This window comes from Gemella haemolysans, from assembly GCF_001553035.1.
GTDB classification, from domain to species: Bacteria; Bacillota; Bacilli; order Staphylococcales; family Gemellaceae; genus Gemella; species Gemella haemolysans_B.
The window spans coordinates 1-15,277 of sequence record NZ_KQ959931.1; the positions used below are offsets into that span (position 1 = coordinate 1).

At 31.1% G+C, this 15,277-nt stretch carries 13 protein-coding genes and 2 pseudogenes; 10 read left to right on the forward strand and 5 right to left on the reverse strand.

What is annotated here, in order from left to right; all coding sequences use genetic code 11:
• The 7 genes and pseudogenes from HMPREF3186_RS09340 to HMPREF3186_RS08845 form a co-directional block, all read left to right on the forward strand.
• A pseudogene (locus tag HMPREF3186_RS09340) lies at positions 1-913 on the forward strand (peptidase); the annotation flags it as partial.
• A gap of 89 nt (positions 914-1,002) precedes the next feature.
• Positions 1,003-3,012 carry a hypothetical protein gene (locus HMPREF3186_RS02180; protein ID WP_060913730.1) on the forward strand — a complete coding sequence of 670 codons (2,010 nt, stop codon included), beginning with the start codon at positions 1,003-1,005 and terminating at the stop codon, positions 3,010-3,012.
• A gap of 268 nt (positions 3,013-3,280) precedes the next feature.
• On the forward strand, positions 3,281-4,600 hold the full coding sequence (locus tag HMPREF3186_RS02185; protein WP_060913731.1) for a heme-binding Shp domain-containing protein: 1,320 nt from the start codon (positions 3,281-3,283) through the stop codon (positions 4,598-4,600).
• Between the two features lie 10 nt (positions 4,601-4,610).
• Positions 4,611-5,570 carry a heme ABC transporter substrate-binding protein IsdE gene (gene isdE / locus HMPREF3186_RS02190; RefSeq protein ID WP_060913732.1) on the forward strand — a complete coding sequence of 320 codons (960 nt, stop codon included), beginning with the start codon at positions 4,611-4,613 and terminating at the stop codon, positions 5,568-5,570.
• Between the two features lie 107 nt (positions 5,571-5,677).
• Positions 5,678-6,652, forward strand: coding sequence for a FecCD family ABC transporter permease (locus HMPREF3186_RS02195; protein WP_060913733.1), 975 nt, complete (start codon positions 5,678-5,680; stop codon positions 6,650-6,652).
• Positions 6,652-7,416, forward strand: a complete 765-nt coding sequence (locus HMPREF3186_RS02200; protein WP_060913734.1) for an ABC transporter ATP-binding protein — start codon at positions 6,652-6,654, stop codon at positions 7,414-7,416. The genes HMPREF3186_RS02195 and HMPREF3186_RS02200 overlap by 1 nt, the downstream gene beginning before the upstream one ends.
• Positions 7,417-7,876: 460 nt before the next feature.
• Positions 7,877-8,104: pseudogene (locus HMPREF3186_RS08845) on the forward strand (transposase); the annotation flags it as partial.
• 146 nt (positions 8,105-8,250) lie between these two features.
• Here HMPREF3186_RS08845 and cadX read toward each other — a convergent pair.
• The gene (cadX, locus tag HMPREF3186_RS02205) at positions 8,251-8,589 is read right to left on the reverse strand and encodes a Cd(II)/Zn(II)-sensing metalloregulatory transcriptional regulator CadX (RefSeq protein ID WP_060913735.1); all 339 of its coding nucleotides are present in this window, start codon (positions 8,587-8,589) and stop codon (positions 8,251-8,253) included.
• A gap of 11 nt (positions 8,590-8,600) precedes the next feature.
• On the reverse strand, positions 8,601-9,215 hold the full coding sequence (locus HMPREF3186_RS02210; RefSeq protein WP_060913736.1) for a CadD family cadmium resistance transporter: 615 nt from the start codon (positions 9,213-9,215) through the stop codon (positions 8,601-8,603).
• 447 nt (positions 9,216-9,662) lie between these two features.
• Between HMPREF3186_RS02210 and HMPREF3186_RS02215 the strand changes: the two genes are divergently transcribed.
• The 3 genes from HMPREF3186_RS02215 (at position 9,663) to HMPREF3186_RS02225 (ending at position 12,814) form a co-directional block, all read left to right on the forward strand.
• Positions 9,663-11,843 carry a cation:proton antiporter domain-containing protein gene (locus HMPREF3186_RS02215; protein WP_060913737.1) on the forward strand — a complete coding sequence of 727 codons (2,181 nt, stop codon included), beginning with the start codon at positions 9,663-9,665 and terminating at the stop codon, positions 11,841-11,843.
• A 268-nt stretch (positions 11,844-12,111) separates the two neighbouring features.
• Positions 12,112-12,417, forward strand: a complete 306-nt coding sequence (locus HMPREF3186_RS02220; protein ID WP_060913738.1) for a rhodanese-like domain-containing protein — start codon at positions 12,112-12,114, stop codon at positions 12,415-12,417.
• Positions 12,418-12,511: 94 nt separating this feature from the next.
• Positions 12,512-12,814: a rhodanese-like domain-containing protein gene (locus HMPREF3186_RS02225; protein ID WP_060913739.1), complete on the forward strand. Its 303-nt coding sequence runs from the start codon at positions 12,512-12,514 to the stop codon at positions 12,812-12,814.
• A gap of 141 nt (positions 12,815-12,955) precedes the next feature.
• Here the strand turns inward: HMPREF3186_RS02225 and HMPREF3186_RS02230 are convergent, their stop codons facing one another.
• Genes HMPREF3186_RS02230 through HMPREF3186_RS02240 form a run of 3 tightly spaced genes read right to left on the reverse strand, consistent with a single transcriptional unit; the run spans position 12,956 to position 14,999 of the window.
• Positions 12,956-13,213, reverse strand: a complete 258-nt coding sequence (locus HMPREF3186_RS02230; RefSeq protein WP_060913740.1) for a metal-sensitive transcriptional regulator — start codon at positions 13,211-13,213, stop codon at positions 12,956-12,958.
• A gap of 44 nt (positions 13,214-13,257) precedes the next feature.
• A complete protein-coding gene (locus tag HMPREF3186_RS02235; RefSeq protein WP_060913741.1) occupies positions 13,258-14,289 on the reverse strand; it encodes a sensor histidine kinase in 1,032 nt (343 codons plus the stop codon).
• A 20-nt stretch (positions 14,290-14,309) separates the two neighbouring features.
• Positions 14,310-14,999: a response regulator transcription factor gene (locus HMPREF3186_RS02240; protein ID WP_060913742.1), complete on the reverse strand. Its 690-nt coding sequence runs from the start codon at positions 14,997-14,999 to the stop codon at positions 14,310-14,312.
• Positions 15,000-15,277 lie beyond the last annotated feature (278 nt).

The following is a 15,277-nucleotide window of genomic DNA, read 5'->3' on the forward strand; positions in this document are numbered from 1 at the left end:
AGCTGCTGCTAAGGCTCAAGCTGAAAAAGAAAAAGCAAAATTAGAAGAGCTTAAAAAAGTAGCCTTAGCTAATATCGCTACTGATAAAGATGTAAACAAAGAAGAAGCATCAAAACTTAAAGAAATAGTTAATTCTGCATCTCTTAAAGATACATTAGTAGCCAAAGTTGTAGAAAATGGTTCAACAGAAGAAATCACAGTTTCATTTGACAACACTTCTCTTCAAGCAGATAAATTCGTTATAGAAAAAGCTGATAAAGAAACTGTTGCAAAAGTTGAAGAACTTGTTAAAAAAGCAGAGGAAAATCTAACTGTTGTTAAAACAATAGACTTACACTTCATAGATTCTAAAGGAACTACAATCAATAAACAAGGAGAAACTCGTGCAGTTACAGTAGCTGTTGTAGCTAATGAAGATGAAAAATTAGAAGTTTACTATGTAAATGGTAATAAATTAGAAAAAGTACCAAGTGTTTATAAAGATGGAAAACTTACATTCTTCACTAACCACTTCAGTATATACACAATTGTAAAATCAAAAACTGTGTCTTCTGATCAGAATACACCTGTTCCTATAACACCTGCTCCATCAAATAAAAACGAAGAAATAAAATCTGATAAAGGTGAAGCTTTAGTTCAAGAAGAACTACCTGCTTTAGATTTAAATAAAGTTTTAAATGAAACTACTCAAAAAGACTCTCTTAATATCTTGGGACAAACTGATAACAAAGAAATTAAAGATAACGATAACCTTGATGTAGTTAAAACTAATAATCAAGTAACATCTGCAACTCCTGTAAATACTGTTAAAAAAGGACTTGCTAATACTGGATTAGCTTCTACTGCTACTGCTGGATTAGGTGCATTAGTACTATTATCTGCTTTAGTATTACGTAGAAAATTTAATAAATAAAATAAATATTAAAATCTTTATACAAAGGGGTAAATTACCTCTTTGTATAAAGTCATGTATAAAGAAATATAAGGAGAAATCAAAATAAAATGAAAGCAAATAAATTATTAAAAGTTCTATCAGCAGCAACTATTATCTCTACTCTTGCTGTGGTCGAGAACTCTACACAAAGCAACACTACATTTGCTATAGAAAATAATGCCGTTGCTGCAAAAGATATAAAAAATCTTCCTGATGGAGAATATAATATCACTGCTGAAGCTCTTAAATTCTATGGAGCAGAAGGTGAAGCATCTATGGCTGCCGCTGGTTTAGATACAACTAAAACCAAATTAATCGTACGAAATGGTCAATATTTCGTAAATGTATCTTTTAAACCAATTACATTCGGTGGCTTAAATGGTTACTTGGGAGATTTAAAATATTACGACGGTAATAAAACTCATGCAAATCGTAATAGTATTCAAAATAATGAATTTAATCCTGCTACTATAGTTGAATACTATAGTACTGCTGAAACTGATAACTTCGTAGAAACTTACAAAAAGAAATTTCCTGGACGTACTGCTTATCCAAAAACACTTTCTTATAGTGTAGATAAAAATAAAATCGATTCAAATAATAAATTAGAAACTTATACTGAAGTTTATGTTCCAGTTATGGCTTCTATTGGTGAAGCATTTGGAACTCAAAGAATGATTCTCAAATTTGATTTAAGCAATGCATTAAATACGGTAGCGAATACTCAACCAACACCGGCTAAACCTGCTAAGACTGAAGCTACAGTTAAACCTGAAACACCTGAAAATACTCAGCCTTCAAATAAACCGACAGAACCTACAACAACTAAACCATCAGACAAACCAACTGATTCAGGTACTACAGAACCAGCTAAACCTGTTAAACCTGTAGAAACTCCTAAACCTAAGGAGCAACAAAAACCTGCAGCGACTACACCTACTCCTGCAGCTACTGCAACTTACTATAAAGGAGTAAAAGCTTCACTGCTAAACGCACACCGCCCTGGACAAAAATCAATGGGAGATGCAGCTTTAGAAAATAGTAATGTTACTGTATTCAAAGAAGGAAGTACTTACCACTACATCGTAAGATTCCACGATCTTTCAACTCAAGGATTCACTGGTGGAATCTCTAAATTCTGGGTAAATGGTATAGAGTATCCTGTTAATCCTACAGGAGGAGGAAGCAATCAAGTAGAAGTTCACTTCACTTCTTCTCAAAAACTGTCATCAGTTCCTGTTTCTGTATTTGTTCAAGCAATGGAAGATATTATGCAAGGTGGCGGTAAACAAGATGCTACATTAGCATTCGACTGGTCTAGTGTAAGTGAACAACAAGGTCAACCAATAGCAGGTGGAAATTCTGGATCTAGTGGATATACTCCTCAAACTTCAAAAACAGGAAAAGATACAGGGAAAAAATCTCCAACTTCACCAATCAAACCAGTAGCTAAACCTAACCTTCAAGCACAAGACCAAGCTCAAGGTCAAGGTGAAGAAAAAACAGTTACATACTTCGATAATGTTACTGCATCTCTATTAAACGCTTATGAATCAGGTCGTGCCTCTATGGGGAATGCAGCACTAGACGGTATTACTGTTTATAAAGATGGATCTACTTATCACTACATCGTTCGTTTCCATGATATTAAAGTAGGAACTCTTACAGACGGTATTACTCGTTTCTGGGTTAATGGTACCGAATACCCTGTTAATAGAACAGGTGGTGCAATGAACCAAGTACAAGTTCACTTCACATCTCCTGAAAAATTAACTAACATTCCTGTTTCTGTTTTCGTACCAACAATGGAAAGTATTATGCCAGGTGCTGGTAAAAAAGATGCAATCCTAAGCCTAAACTGGTCTAATGCTACAGAAAGACAAGGTACTGCAGTTATTGATGGTGGTCAACCTGGAGCTAGTAGCGCTGGTAATGGGGCTGATGCTTTAACACCAAAAGGTGGACGTCTAAACAACGGTAGACTGTCTAACACTGGATTAGAAACTTCATCATCTATCCTTGCAGGAGCTCTTACTCTAATGAGTGCCTTCATAGTAGGTAGAAGAAAAGAAAAATAAAATAGTAAGATAATATCTTGCTAAATTAGCTTAATATTACCAATTTTGTAAGGATTGACCCAAAAGTCCTAAATTTTAAAAAAGTGTATATGATAATTCATAGACGCAGTGGTTTATTGATATCTAAATTCGCTTTATAAAAGCTTTTTAGATATCTAATAAACTGTGCGGGGATGGCTCGACAAAATCTTATTTCTAGAAATCACGATTTTTGAGTCACTCCCTCTTATTAAAAATTGAATAACATATAAGAAAGTGAGTTTTTATAATGAAACGAGTTTTAAAACTGTTAACGATAGTTATTGCTACATTAACGTTTATCGTTACATCTAGTAATGTACCTTTCGTAAAAAAAGTACACGCAGCTGATAAGGTATACAGTGTACCTGTTGAGCTGTGGCATTCTGAAAATAGTGGTCGTCTTTCTATGGGGAATAATGCATTAGCTACACATGCTACTGTAAATGTTCATGATAATAACACTTCTACTATTACTGTTCAATTCACACCGATGGATTTCAGTAATATGCACGGTCACTTATTATCACTTAGCATCTACTCATCTCCTATTTTCTCAGGAAGTCTTACTGCTGCTTCTGTAACAAGCACTTATAATGATACAAACTTAGACGGTGGTACTAGTACTTACCCAGGAACTCTAAGTTTTAATTTCGGTGAAGCTAAACCTGATAAAGTCGGTGTTAGAGTTGCTGTTGATGCCATGAATCAAATTATGGGTGGTGATGCATCTCAAAATGCTATTATTAAATTTAACTGGTCTGCAGCTAATCTAGTATCTGGTTCTGAAGATTCATCTAAAGATAAAGAAAAAGAGAAAAAAGCTGAAGATAAGAAAAAAGAAGAAGAAAACAAAGATAAAAAAGATGAGAATAAAGCACCTCAAGGATTTGTTGCTAAAAAATTAGAAGATTACTTCAAAGATAATCAAAAGACAAAAAATCCAGGTCTTTATAACCTTGATATCACAGGTTCATATTTAAACCCTATTACTGGTGTTACTGCTGATGGCGGTACTAAAAACACTGCTATCGGTGAAGGTATGGTACAAGGAGTAATCTCACCTATTAATGCAGGTGGAGATCTAAATGAAGCTCTTAAAAATCAAAAATCTAACGGTGAAAAACGTTGGTCTAAAGCTATGCTTCAACGTACAAAAGATGGTAAACTATATGCTACTGTTCGTATTCACTTAATGAACTGGGTACAACGTAGCAAAGAACAAGGTCCTTTCATTAAAGTTCTTCAAAAAGATGGAGAATTCAAACAAGTTGCTGCTACTGAAACAAAAGTAAACATAGAACAATATAAAGATAGCTATGTTGACTATCGTTTTGAAGTACCAAATGAAAACTTCTTAGCTATGGTACAAATGTATGTAGAACCTATGAATCGTCCTGTTCGTTATTTCGTAGAAGTTAATACTGATACTATTAAAAACGGAAATGATGGTTTAGATATGGAAGCTATTAAAGAAACAAACTACACACCTTACTATTTAGGAGGTATTGGAATTCTTGCAATTGCTGCTGGACTTTACTTTCCTCGTAAAAAAAGAAAAAATAACTAGGAGATAATTCATGAAAAGAAAACTATCCCTACTATTTACACTACTTCTAGCTAGTATCTTAGTACTTACTGCTTGTTCATCACAAAATAAAGCTGGTAATACTACTGGAACAGATCCTAATCTAGCTGATAAAGCTTTTAATGAGACTATTGACTTAACAGGTGTAAATAAAGATAAAAAATCTGAAGAAGAAAATGGTAAACGTGTCATAATGGACTCTGTAGCTTTAGCTCAAGTCGCAAATGTACTTGACATTAAATTAGCAGGTGTCCCTACTACAAAATTAGGACGTATGCCTAAAAAGTATGACAACATTGTTCAAATCGGACTTCCTATGAACCCAAATATGGAAGTTATTAAATCGATTAATCCTTCTATTGTGTATGCTCCAGATAGTTTACAAGACTGGATAAAAGAAGGATTCGAGAAAAATAAAATTCCTTATAAATTTGTAGATATTCGTAGTGTTAACGGATTATACTCTATTACAGAAGATCTTGCAAAAGAATTCGGTAAAACTGAAAAATTCAAAGAATTAAAGAAAGAACACGATGAATTCTTCACTAAATTCAATGAAAAAATCGCAAATAAAAAGAAACCAAAAGTTCTTGTTCTTATGGGCTTACCTGGAAGTTACCTGGCTGCTACTGAAAAATCTTATGTTGGTAACCTTGTAAAATTAGCCGGTGGTGAAAATATCATTAAAGGTACTGAAGAGTTTAAAAATCTAAACTTAGAAACTGCTTTAAATGATAAACCAGATTTCATTTTACGTACTGCTCATGCTATGCCTGATAACGTAAATGAAATGTTTAAAAAAGAATTTGAAAACAATAAGAGTTGGTCTCACTTTGATGCGGTAAAAAATAATAAAGTTGTCGATTTAGATAGCTCAATGTTTGGTATGACAGCTACATACGATTACCAAAAAGGATTAGAAAGTCTATACAGTATTTTCTATAGTAACTAATACTTAAAACCAGAGGTAGCACAATGCTACCTCTGGTTTTTTATATAATTCAAATTAAAAACAACATATGATATACTAAACATATAAAATATATAAGGAGGTTCTTAATGTTTAAAAACAAAAAAGCAATCACTTTTTCTGTTCTTATTTTACTCTTATTAAGTACAATATTTTTTGCAGCGAACAGTGGTAGTATAAAAGCTAGCGTCGGACAATTAGCTATTGGCATCTTTACCGGAGAATATGCCAATGTAAATGCAATTATAGACGTTCGTTTCCCAAGAATTATCATCACTATTTTGGTTGGTGCTGCTCTTGGAGTTAGTGGTTTATTATTACAAACAGTATTAAAGAACCCGCTTGTCGATCCTAGTATTATTGGTGTTTCTAGTGGAGCCAACCTAATTTTATACTTAGGATTAGGAATATTCCCACAATTTATGATATTTAAGTCTGTATTTTCTATCATCGGTGGTGTCCTTGGTTTCTTAATCATTTATTATCTAGCAGGTAGAACAAAAAATAATGTTAAAATTATTTTAATTGGTATTGCAATAAGTTATTTCTTCACAGGAATATTGAGTTCTATGCAGTACTTGAATGCAGCTAACTCTACTACGTCATCTGTATTCAAAACTGTTGGTTTAGGAACTAAAAACTGGGATGATGTTTCATTATTACTAAGTTGGATTCCTATATTACTAATTATCAGTTTCTTCTTAGCAAAACTATGTAATATCTTCGCTTTAGATGATAATATTATTAGTTCACTTGGTATCAATATTAATATGATTCGTTTATTAATTTCATTTGTTGCAGTAGCTCTTGCTTCTGTTTCTACAGCAGTGGCAGGTGTAATGGTGTTCTTAGCTCTTATTACACCTCATATCGCTAAGATTATAATTGGGCGAAATCATATTTACACCATCCCATTTAGTGCTCTACTAGGAGCATTTATACTACTTTTATTCGATACAATAGGTCGCGTCATTTTCGCACCTATCGAAATACCTGCTGATTTAATAATGATGATTATAGGTGGACCTGCATTTATTATTTTAGTTAAGAAAGGAGTAAGTTAATGGAAAATATAATAGAAATTAATAACCTTACGTTTAAGTACGATAATAAAAATGCACTTTTTGAAGGTCTAAATGTAAGCATTGAAAAAGGTAAGATTACTACCCTACTTGGTAAAAATGGTTGTGGTAAAAGTACACTTATAAAAATATTAGCAAAAAATCTAAACTATAATGCTGGAAGTGTAAAAATTGAAGGTAAGGAACTGAATTCATATTCATTAAAAGAACTTGCGAGTATTCTTGCAATTGTTTATCAAAAGAATGAAACTCCACGAGAAATTACCGTTTATGATATGGTTAGTTTCGCTAGACTTCCTTACCAAAACATTTTCTTTTACAAGCCTACTGCTAGTGATGTTGAAAAGATTGAATTTGCTCTTGAAAAAACTAATCTAAAAGCCTATAAAGATAAACGTGTGGATGAGTTATCGGGAGGTCAGCTTCAACGTGTTTATATCGCAATGGCATTAGCACAAAGTACTGATATTATTATACTAGATGAGCCTACTACTTTCCTTGATATAAAATATCAAAAATCTATAATGCAACTTGTTAGAGATCTTAATAAATCTTTAGGAATTACTATTATCATGGTACTACATGATATAAATCAAGCACTAGCATACAGTGATAATATTATTGCTCTTCTTGATGGAAAAGTTATAAAGAATGATAAAGCTGAGAACTTCTTTGATGAAGAGCTTCTAAACAAACTTTATGACGCTGATATTAAAATAGAAGATGGAAAAGTAATTAGTTGGTAACTTTTTAAATATCTGATATAAATATTTTGAATAAATCGCTACATCTTGGTATTAATACATAAATGTAGCGATATTTTTATACCTGTAAAGACAGTTAATGTTATTTCAGCAATCTTTAAATACTGTTATATCAACGTTTATGAGGATTTATCTTTCAAAAGGTAGAGCGAAAGCTAGAGTAGTTAATAAGTTAATTCAGCAATCTAATCTAAATAAATGCTGACTGCTTCTAGCTTTCTTTGATGTGCTAACTCTGCGTAAGTATCCATAGTAGTTGATATTGACTTATGCCCCAAGTTCTTTCCAATTTGTACCTACATTAAACAACATTGAATCATGAGTGTGTCGAAACAAATGGAAACCATAATCTGGTGATTCTAGACTTACTAATTGAAAGTGATAAAATAAGAATGTACAGTTTTGATAAAATAAAAATTTACAAATAGGTTATAATAGTGCATATTATCAGTTTCACTACCAGATTTGGCACAGCATTTATTCGACAAACCTCATTGAGTCTCTTAATAAAGAAATCAAACGTCAAACGAAAAAGAAGGTTTTTCCTAACGAGGAGTCTCTGGAACGTTACTTAGTTACTTTGTTTGAAGATTATAATTTCAAGCAAAGTCAACGAATCCATAAAGGGGGTGACCAATGTTATGACACACTCGAAAGCTTATTTGATTAATACTCCGTAACTCTACTTGAGTGTTTACACATATTTATTGACAGTATCAATATGATACGAGTAGGTATTTCTTGTGAGTAAATTTCATCAGAAAATTTCATAGATAAGTCCTATATATAATCATGGTAAAGTAGTAAAAATAGTTATTATCCTAGTTGACTAAAAAAATCTCTGATTTCCTCATCTTTTATAAAATAATATATAATTTTCCCCTCTCTTCTAGTGTCCAAGATGTTTTCATTAGCTAGTTTACGAAGATGGTGGGATGCAGATGCCATACTGAGATCTAGTAAACAGGCTATATCACAGACACAGAGTTCTTCAACAGCAAGGAGATAAAAGATGATATTTATCTGTTTATTATCGGTAAACTTCTTTAAAATGCGAAGTGATTTTTGAACTTTTTCCTTTTCAAGGTAGTTCATTGCGGTTGTAACATTTTGCTGATTTATAATATTCACTTGACAGATACTATCTTTTTTCATAATATTTTCTCCTATCCTAACATAGTCCATAGCATGTTAAAACTGTTATTTTCAATCAGGATATATATCCCCAATCCTAAATAAACAACGGCAATAAACCATCTGCTATATTTTTCCAAAGTTTCTCCAACAGATGGGAGTTGTGCCAATTTTTGGGCAGAAAAAACCAAGAGATAAATCATGACTAGAAATGTAAGTAAAGCCACTATCAAATCCGCTAAATTTAATGTAATAAAATATGGGACAAAGATACCAATATTGTCGGCACCGCAACTTGCAAAAGTAATCATAGCGACTAGAAAAATCAAGTTTTTATTATCTTTGCGCAACCCTTCTTTGGCAATAGCTTCTCCATCAGAATCTCCTAAAAATAAAACTTTGAGACCTAAGAAAATTGGAATCAAACCGAGCAAACCTAAAATCTCTTTACTAGGAATATAATGTAAGACAAATGCAAAAAGCAAACTTAGCAATATTAGACTAACAGAGCCTAGAAATTGTCCTAAATAGATGTTAATGATGTCTTTTCTGCTTTTTCTTTTGGCAAAAAATAACATTAGGATAATAAGTAAGTCTACGGCTGTCCCAGAATACAGAATTATTGAAGTAACAATATTTTGAATCATAAAACACCTCATTCAAATTTATTTTTGAATATATTCTAACATTAAACTTTATAGATGTCTACTTCAATTCCACCAAAATATAGATAAGAAGTTAGTGTACCAAATATTAAAAAGTCCTGCCATTGAAATGATAGCAGGGCTTAACTTCAATATCCAACTGATATATTTATCTAAAAAAGGTAGAGTTTTTATTAATTTATAGTACGATGTAATGAGTTTCAAAAAATCAAAAATCATTTAAAATCAATATTTTGACATCTATTGACGTGTACTGAAGCCCTTACTTAACCTCTAAAAAATAACACCTCTTCTAAAACTATTAAAATTAATGTTTTACAATATTCATTATTAACTTCCTTCAGATTGTATAATTATTGATTTTAGTGGTAAATAATTGTAAAATATATTAGTACAAATATTAATAAAATAATTACAAAGGAGTTTTTTATGGAAATACTAACTACCCTAGGTATATTTGTCATAATTGTAATACTTGGTTCATTTTTAAATAATCTTTTCCCACGTATTCCAGCAGCTTTATTCCAAATAATACTTGGTGCTGCGGTAACATTTATTCCTAACCTCCCACTTCATTTTGAGTTTGAATCAGAAATGTTTATGATGTTAGTTATCGCTCCCCTATTATTTACTGACGGTTTCAACTCGTCCTTAAAGAATATCTGGCTATACAAACGTCCAATTATATATATGGCAATATTTTTAGTTCTTGTGACGGTAATTGTTGTCGGTAGCATAATTCATTTATTGCTTCCAATGATTCCATGGGCAGCATGTTTTGTTTTAGCCGCTATCTTATCACCTACAGATGCTGTTGCTGTTAAATCAATAACTAAGGGAATGAAACTACCTAAAGGCCTTATGGCTATATTAGAAGGGGAATCTCTTCTTAATGATGCTTCTGGTCTTGTGTCATTTAATATAGCTCTAGCCGCTGTTCTTACTAATACATTTTCTGTTACAAATGCTAGCTATAAATTTTTAGTAGTTGCAGGAGGTGGAGCAATTTTTGGACTTATCATTGGTATAGCATTCTCTTATATTAAGTTTACATTCTTAACAAAGTTTGCTGATGAATCTAATATTTTAGTTATTTTTCAATTAATAACACCAGTTATAGTATTCTATCTAGCAGAGCATATCGGTGTCTCTGGTATCGTTGCTGTCGTAATTACAGCTCTAGTTTACAACTACCAGAGAAAACTTCACTTACTTACTGTTGTAAGTAGCGATGCAGCAGTTACTATAGATAGTACTCAACAAATAGCAAGTTATGTACTAAATGGTTTCGTATTTACCTTTTTAGGATATTTACTCCCTGAAATATATCATACTATGTTTAACAATAGAGAGATTGATATTGTATATGGATTCATAATTTCATTAGTTATTGTTTTAGGTCTAATGATAGTTAGATTGACCTTTGTATATTTCAACTACATATCATTCCAACCTCATCATTTTACAACTGCTAGAAAAACAGCAAAAATAATACTAAATAGAAAATTTGACAAAGGTAACTATTCTAGATTTAGCTACTCTTTAATTGCTAGTTTGTGTGGTATTCACGGTACAGTAACACTTGCTACAGCACTTATGATTCCAGTTGTAACTTCTACTGGGGATAACTTCCCTCTTAGAAATACCATCCTATTCATTGCGAGTAACGTCGTTTTACTAAGTATTGTTATCGGTACACTCGCCCTTCCTCTTGTTGTTAAAGGAGAAGATGAAGAAAAAGAATATACTCAGTACTCTCTTCGTGAAAAAATCCTAGAAGGAACACTTGAAGAACTAAAAGAACGTGATATTTCTAAAAAATCTATCGAAGAAAAAGTTGCTTATGCTTTTGAAATAAAAAGTTTACACGAAATGAAAGCATACTTTAGAAACATGCACACTCGAAGATTTAAAAATGCTAGTGAAGCACTAGCATTACACAAAAAAATAATGAAAGCACAAGATAAAGCTCTTCCTGAAATACTTAAAGGCAACCCTAACATTGAGCAAATATTGGAAATTTCTAAAATCATGCAACTTAGAAAATCTTTCCTATTTACTTATTCAATACCAAAAAGTTTACTTCTTAATTTGAGAATATATATAAAAGAATCTAGTCTAAAACGTCGTTTAACTCGTCATTTCGTAGCTAAAGATTTAACTCCAGAATTTTATGAGAAACTTAAAGAAAAAGTTCCAAAAAGAAGAAAAGTAAACTTCGTCAATAAATTAGATGAAATTAAACAAAGAGCCGAAGCTTCTTCTAGCCAAATTCAGGCCATCATCGATTGTTCGCCTACAGTAAGAAAAGTACTTCTTGAGACGGCCTATAAGGTTATTGATGAAAAGTGTTCAGATGAAAATACTGCAGAATTCGTTAAAGATGTATATAAATACTACTCATTCACCTTATTTGAAGTATTTTTAGAAGACATCGATTTTGAAGAAGAACTTAAAGAACTTCAAATGGAGTCAGTTCGACTTTTAAAATATAGAATATTAACGATGAGAAAGTTAAACTATATTTCTTTAGAAGATTCTTACACTGTTCTTCGCAACTTAAACTTCAGCGAATCAATGATTTTCCCTCGTGAAACTGAAGAAGAATAAAATAAAAAAACTGACCTCAAGTTAGATTTTTTATCTAAAATGAGGTCAGTATTATTTTTTTAAAATTAATTATATCCATAACATAAAAAATTTTTATTTATATTATTTCTCAAAATTTATTAAAAGTATTATTAATTTTCTTATTACTTTCTCTAGAATTTTCTAGGACTATTATTATCTTATTACTTTATAGTAGATCATCATCCTTGACAAAGATTTCAATTCATGTTTTAATATACCCTATAGGGGTATGTAGGAGGTGAGAAAAATGTTTTTTTTATTCACAAAAGTAGATAGTATTTCTACTATCGAACTAGAACAAAGACTTAAACAAAATATTCAATTAATAGACGTAAGAACACCTGGTGAATTTAGAAGAGGCCATATAAAAAATGCAAAAAATATTCCACTAAATGAAATCGGCAGCTTCACTCCAGTAGCAGGAAAAAAAACATATGTAATTTGTCACTCTGGAGCAAGAAGTAAACTTGCCGCAAAAAAACTTAAAAAAAGAGGTTTCGATGTTGTCAATGTTAAAGGTGGAATGCATGCATGGAGAGGTAAAATAGTTTAAAATTAGACTATAGTTAATTTAACTCTGTTAAAAATACAACAATTTTCTAGATTAATACAGTAGTTAAATTTAATAATATTGAAAGGAATCAACTATGAAAAACAATATTTCAATGAAAGATTTTTATGAGAAATACACTAATAATAGTGAAAAACTCACTATTATTGACGTAAGAGAAATTCATGAATATGCCGTTGGTCACATACCTTCTGCTGAAAATTTCCCTTTAAGTACTTTAGGAGCAGACTTTTCTAAATTAGATAAAGATCAAAAATACTATGTAATTTGTCAAGCGGGTGGACGTTCAGCTAAAGCATATGATTTTCTTGATGCCCAAGGATTCGATGTTATAAATATCGAGGGTGGTATGAATAACTGGCCTGGAGAAACAAAATAAAGAATTAAACAACTAATTAGTAAAAAAACAAATAACAATTACTAGTTTAAAATTCTCTATAAAATTAATACATCTCAAAAAAATAAAAGTCTTGATTCAAAATAATTTTGAATCAAGACTTTTATTACTAATTTAGTTATACTATTTCTTTTTTACTAGATACTGTATAGCTTTCTCTATTCTTTCTTTATGTTCTTCAGGATTTTCTGTAGGATTATTAATACATTCCATAAGATTTTCTGTTATTAATAATTCAATAACTCGATCAACACTAGAACGAACGGCACTTAGTTGAATCATTATGTCCATACAATCTCGCTCTTCTTCTATCATTTTTTGAATTCCTCTAAGCTGTCCTTCAGAACGTTTTAAACGCGTTATGTACTTTGACTTTGACATATGTTTTTCCTCAGTATATTTTTTTCCATTATACATTGAATAGTTTATTTTGTCAAAATTTTCAAAGTAAATGTACTCCCTTTCCCATATTCACTCTCTACTATAATATCTCCATTAAGCTGCATAGCTAGTTGTTTTGCTATAGCTAATCCTAATCCATAGCCTCCTGTTTTCATATTTCTTGATGCTTCAACACGATATAATCTTTTAAAAATATTATCAAGCTCTTCTTTTTTTATACCACAACCTTCATCTATTATAGAAATAGAAAGAATTTCATCACTAATTTCTGCAACTATTTCTATTTTTGTTCCACTTGGTGAATATTTAAATGCATTGCCTAATAAATTAACTATAATTCTTTGCATTTTATTATAATTACTTACTATTTTTGCATTTTCTGGTATAACTTTAATAAAAATATCTCTTTGTTCTTTTTCTGCTCTTAACTTAAATTCAGACATACAATCAATTAATAATTTATCTAAAAATATTGTTTCTTTATTATCGGCAGAATTAGTTTCTTTCACACTTAGCGTCAAGTAATTTAATTCTTCAACTAATTTGTTTAATCTTGTTGTCTGACGACAAATTGTTTCTAAATAATACTTGTATTCATCTTTTTTTATTATACCATCTAACATTCCTTCGGCTGTTGATTGAATAGAAGTTATAGGAGTTTTTATATCATGAGAAAGTTGAGCAATCATAAGAGATTTTTCTTTTTCACTTTGTTCTAGTGATTCAAAACTTTCTTTTAAGTGCTCCGCCATATCATCAAATGCTATAGACAAATCTCTAAATTCGACAGGCCGTATCACTTCACTGCTGATATCAAATCTCTTCTCACTTATGTTTACTGTTTTTTTCTTTAAAACATTTAATGATTTAAACACACCTTTCAGTAATGCTAGACTTATAGTCGCACCAATCAATCCGGCAATCACAGTAATTGCAACAATAAAATAGGTATCTTTCTTTTCAATTAGCATTTGATTTGAAGCCCAAAATACAGCAGTTATAGTTATTAAAAATGACAAAACATATCCAACAATAATATAATCTCTTAATTTCATTCTATATTTCCTTTCCATTTTTAAACTTGTTTTTCCATTTTATAGCCTAGTCCCCACACTGTCTTTATATTTGGTGTTTTCTCTGTAGAGTGTTTCATTAATATCCTCCTTAATGAATGAACATGTACATTCAATGTATTCGCATCTTCAACATACTCATCCTGCCATATTTTTTCATACAATTCCGTTTTAGAAAAAACACGTTCCGGGTTATTTGCTAATAACCATAATAATTCAAAAGATTTCACCGTTAGATCTAGTTGTTTCCCATTGACCCTTGCTATTCTACTATTATAATTTATTTCTAAATCCCCAAGCATAGAAATACTATCTGTACTGTTTTTTTCAATTCGACGCAATATATTCCTAACTCTTAATACTAACTCTCTAGGGCTAAATGGCTTAACTATATAGTCATCAGCCCCCATGCTCAAAGCATAAATTTTATCTGGTTCAGTTGTTTTAGCAGTTATAAATAAAAAAGGTTGCTCTGCATCTAAATATTGTACTTCACTAATCAAATCATAGCCGTCCATATTTGGCATCATTATATCGGTAATAATTAAAGAATACTTGTTTCTTTTATATTTTTCCAATGCTTCTTTTCCATCATTAGCAATATCTATATCATAACCACCTTGCTCTAAATATCTTTTGTTTATCTCCGTTATTTCTATCTCATCATCTACTAATAAAATTTTATTCATCATATCTTTACTCCTCCTAACAAAATAGCACTATACATTAAAAGTATAGCACTATTTTGTTAAATTCTGCAAGGTACTTTCTCTCACTATTTTCAAAATATCAGTTTAATTGAAATTTCCCCACATAATTCTAGATATTCAAAAAATTTTATAAAAGAGACTACTATCAAATCACACTAATTTTAATCGTTTAATATATGGGGCTTACCCCAAAGTCCTAAAATTTAACAAAGTTCATATGAGAACTCGTAGACGCAGTGGTTTATTGATATCTAAATTCG

Bases quoted from the DNA above. Each gene is read 5' to 3' on its own strand.
- HMPREF3186_RS02200 (WP_060913734.1), top strand. From the start codon at position 6,652: ATGGAAAATATAATAGAAATTAATAACCTTACGTTTAAGTACGATAAT.
- isdE (WP_060913732.1), top strand. From the start codon at position 4,611: ATGAAAAGAAAACTATCCCTACTATTTACACTACTTCTAGCTAGTATC.
- HMPREF3186_RS02220 (WP_060913738.1), top strand. From the start codon at position 12,112: ATGTTTTTTTTATTCACAAAAGTAGATAGTATTTCTACTATCGAACTA.
- cadX (WP_060913735.1), bottom strand. From the start codon at position 8,589: ATGAAAAAAGATAGTATCTGTCAAGTGAATATTATAAATCAGCAAAAT.
- HMPREF3186_RS02230 (WP_060913740.1), bottom strand. From the start codon at position 13,213: ATGTCAAAGTCAAAGTACATAACGCGTTTAAAACGTTCTGAAGGACAG.
- HMPREF3186_RS02225 (WP_060913739.1), top strand. From the start codon at position 12,512: ATGAAAAACAATATTTCAATGAAAGATTTTTATGAGAAATACACTAAT.
- HMPREF3186_RS02215 (WP_060913737.1), top strand. From the start codon at position 9,663: ATGGAAATACTAACTACCCTAGGTATATTTGTCATAATTGTAATACTT.
- HMPREF3186_RS02235 (WP_060913741.1), bottom strand. From the start codon at position 14,289: ATGAAATTAAGAGATTATATTATTGTTGGATATGTTTTGTCATTTTTA.
- HMPREF3186_RS02240 (WP_060913742.1), bottom strand. From the start codon at position 14,999: ATGATGAATAAAATTTTATTAGTAGATGATGAGATAGAAATAACGGAG.
- HMPREF3186_RS02210 (WP_060913736.1), bottom strand. From the start codon at position 9,215: ATGATTCAAAATATTGTTACTTCAATAATTCTGTATTCTGGGACAGCC.
- HMPREF3186_RS02195 (WP_060913733.1), top strand. From the start codon at position 5,678: ATGTTTAAAAACAAAAAAGCAATCACTTTTTCTGTTCTTATTTTACTC.
- HMPREF3186_RS02185 (WP_060913731.1), top strand. From the start codon at position 3,281: ATGAAACGAGTTTTAAAACTGTTAACGATAGTTATTGCTACATTAACG.
- HMPREF3186_RS02180 (WP_060913730.1), top strand. From the start codon at position 1,003: ATGAAAGCAAATAAATTATTAAAAGTTCTATCAGCAGCAACTATTATC.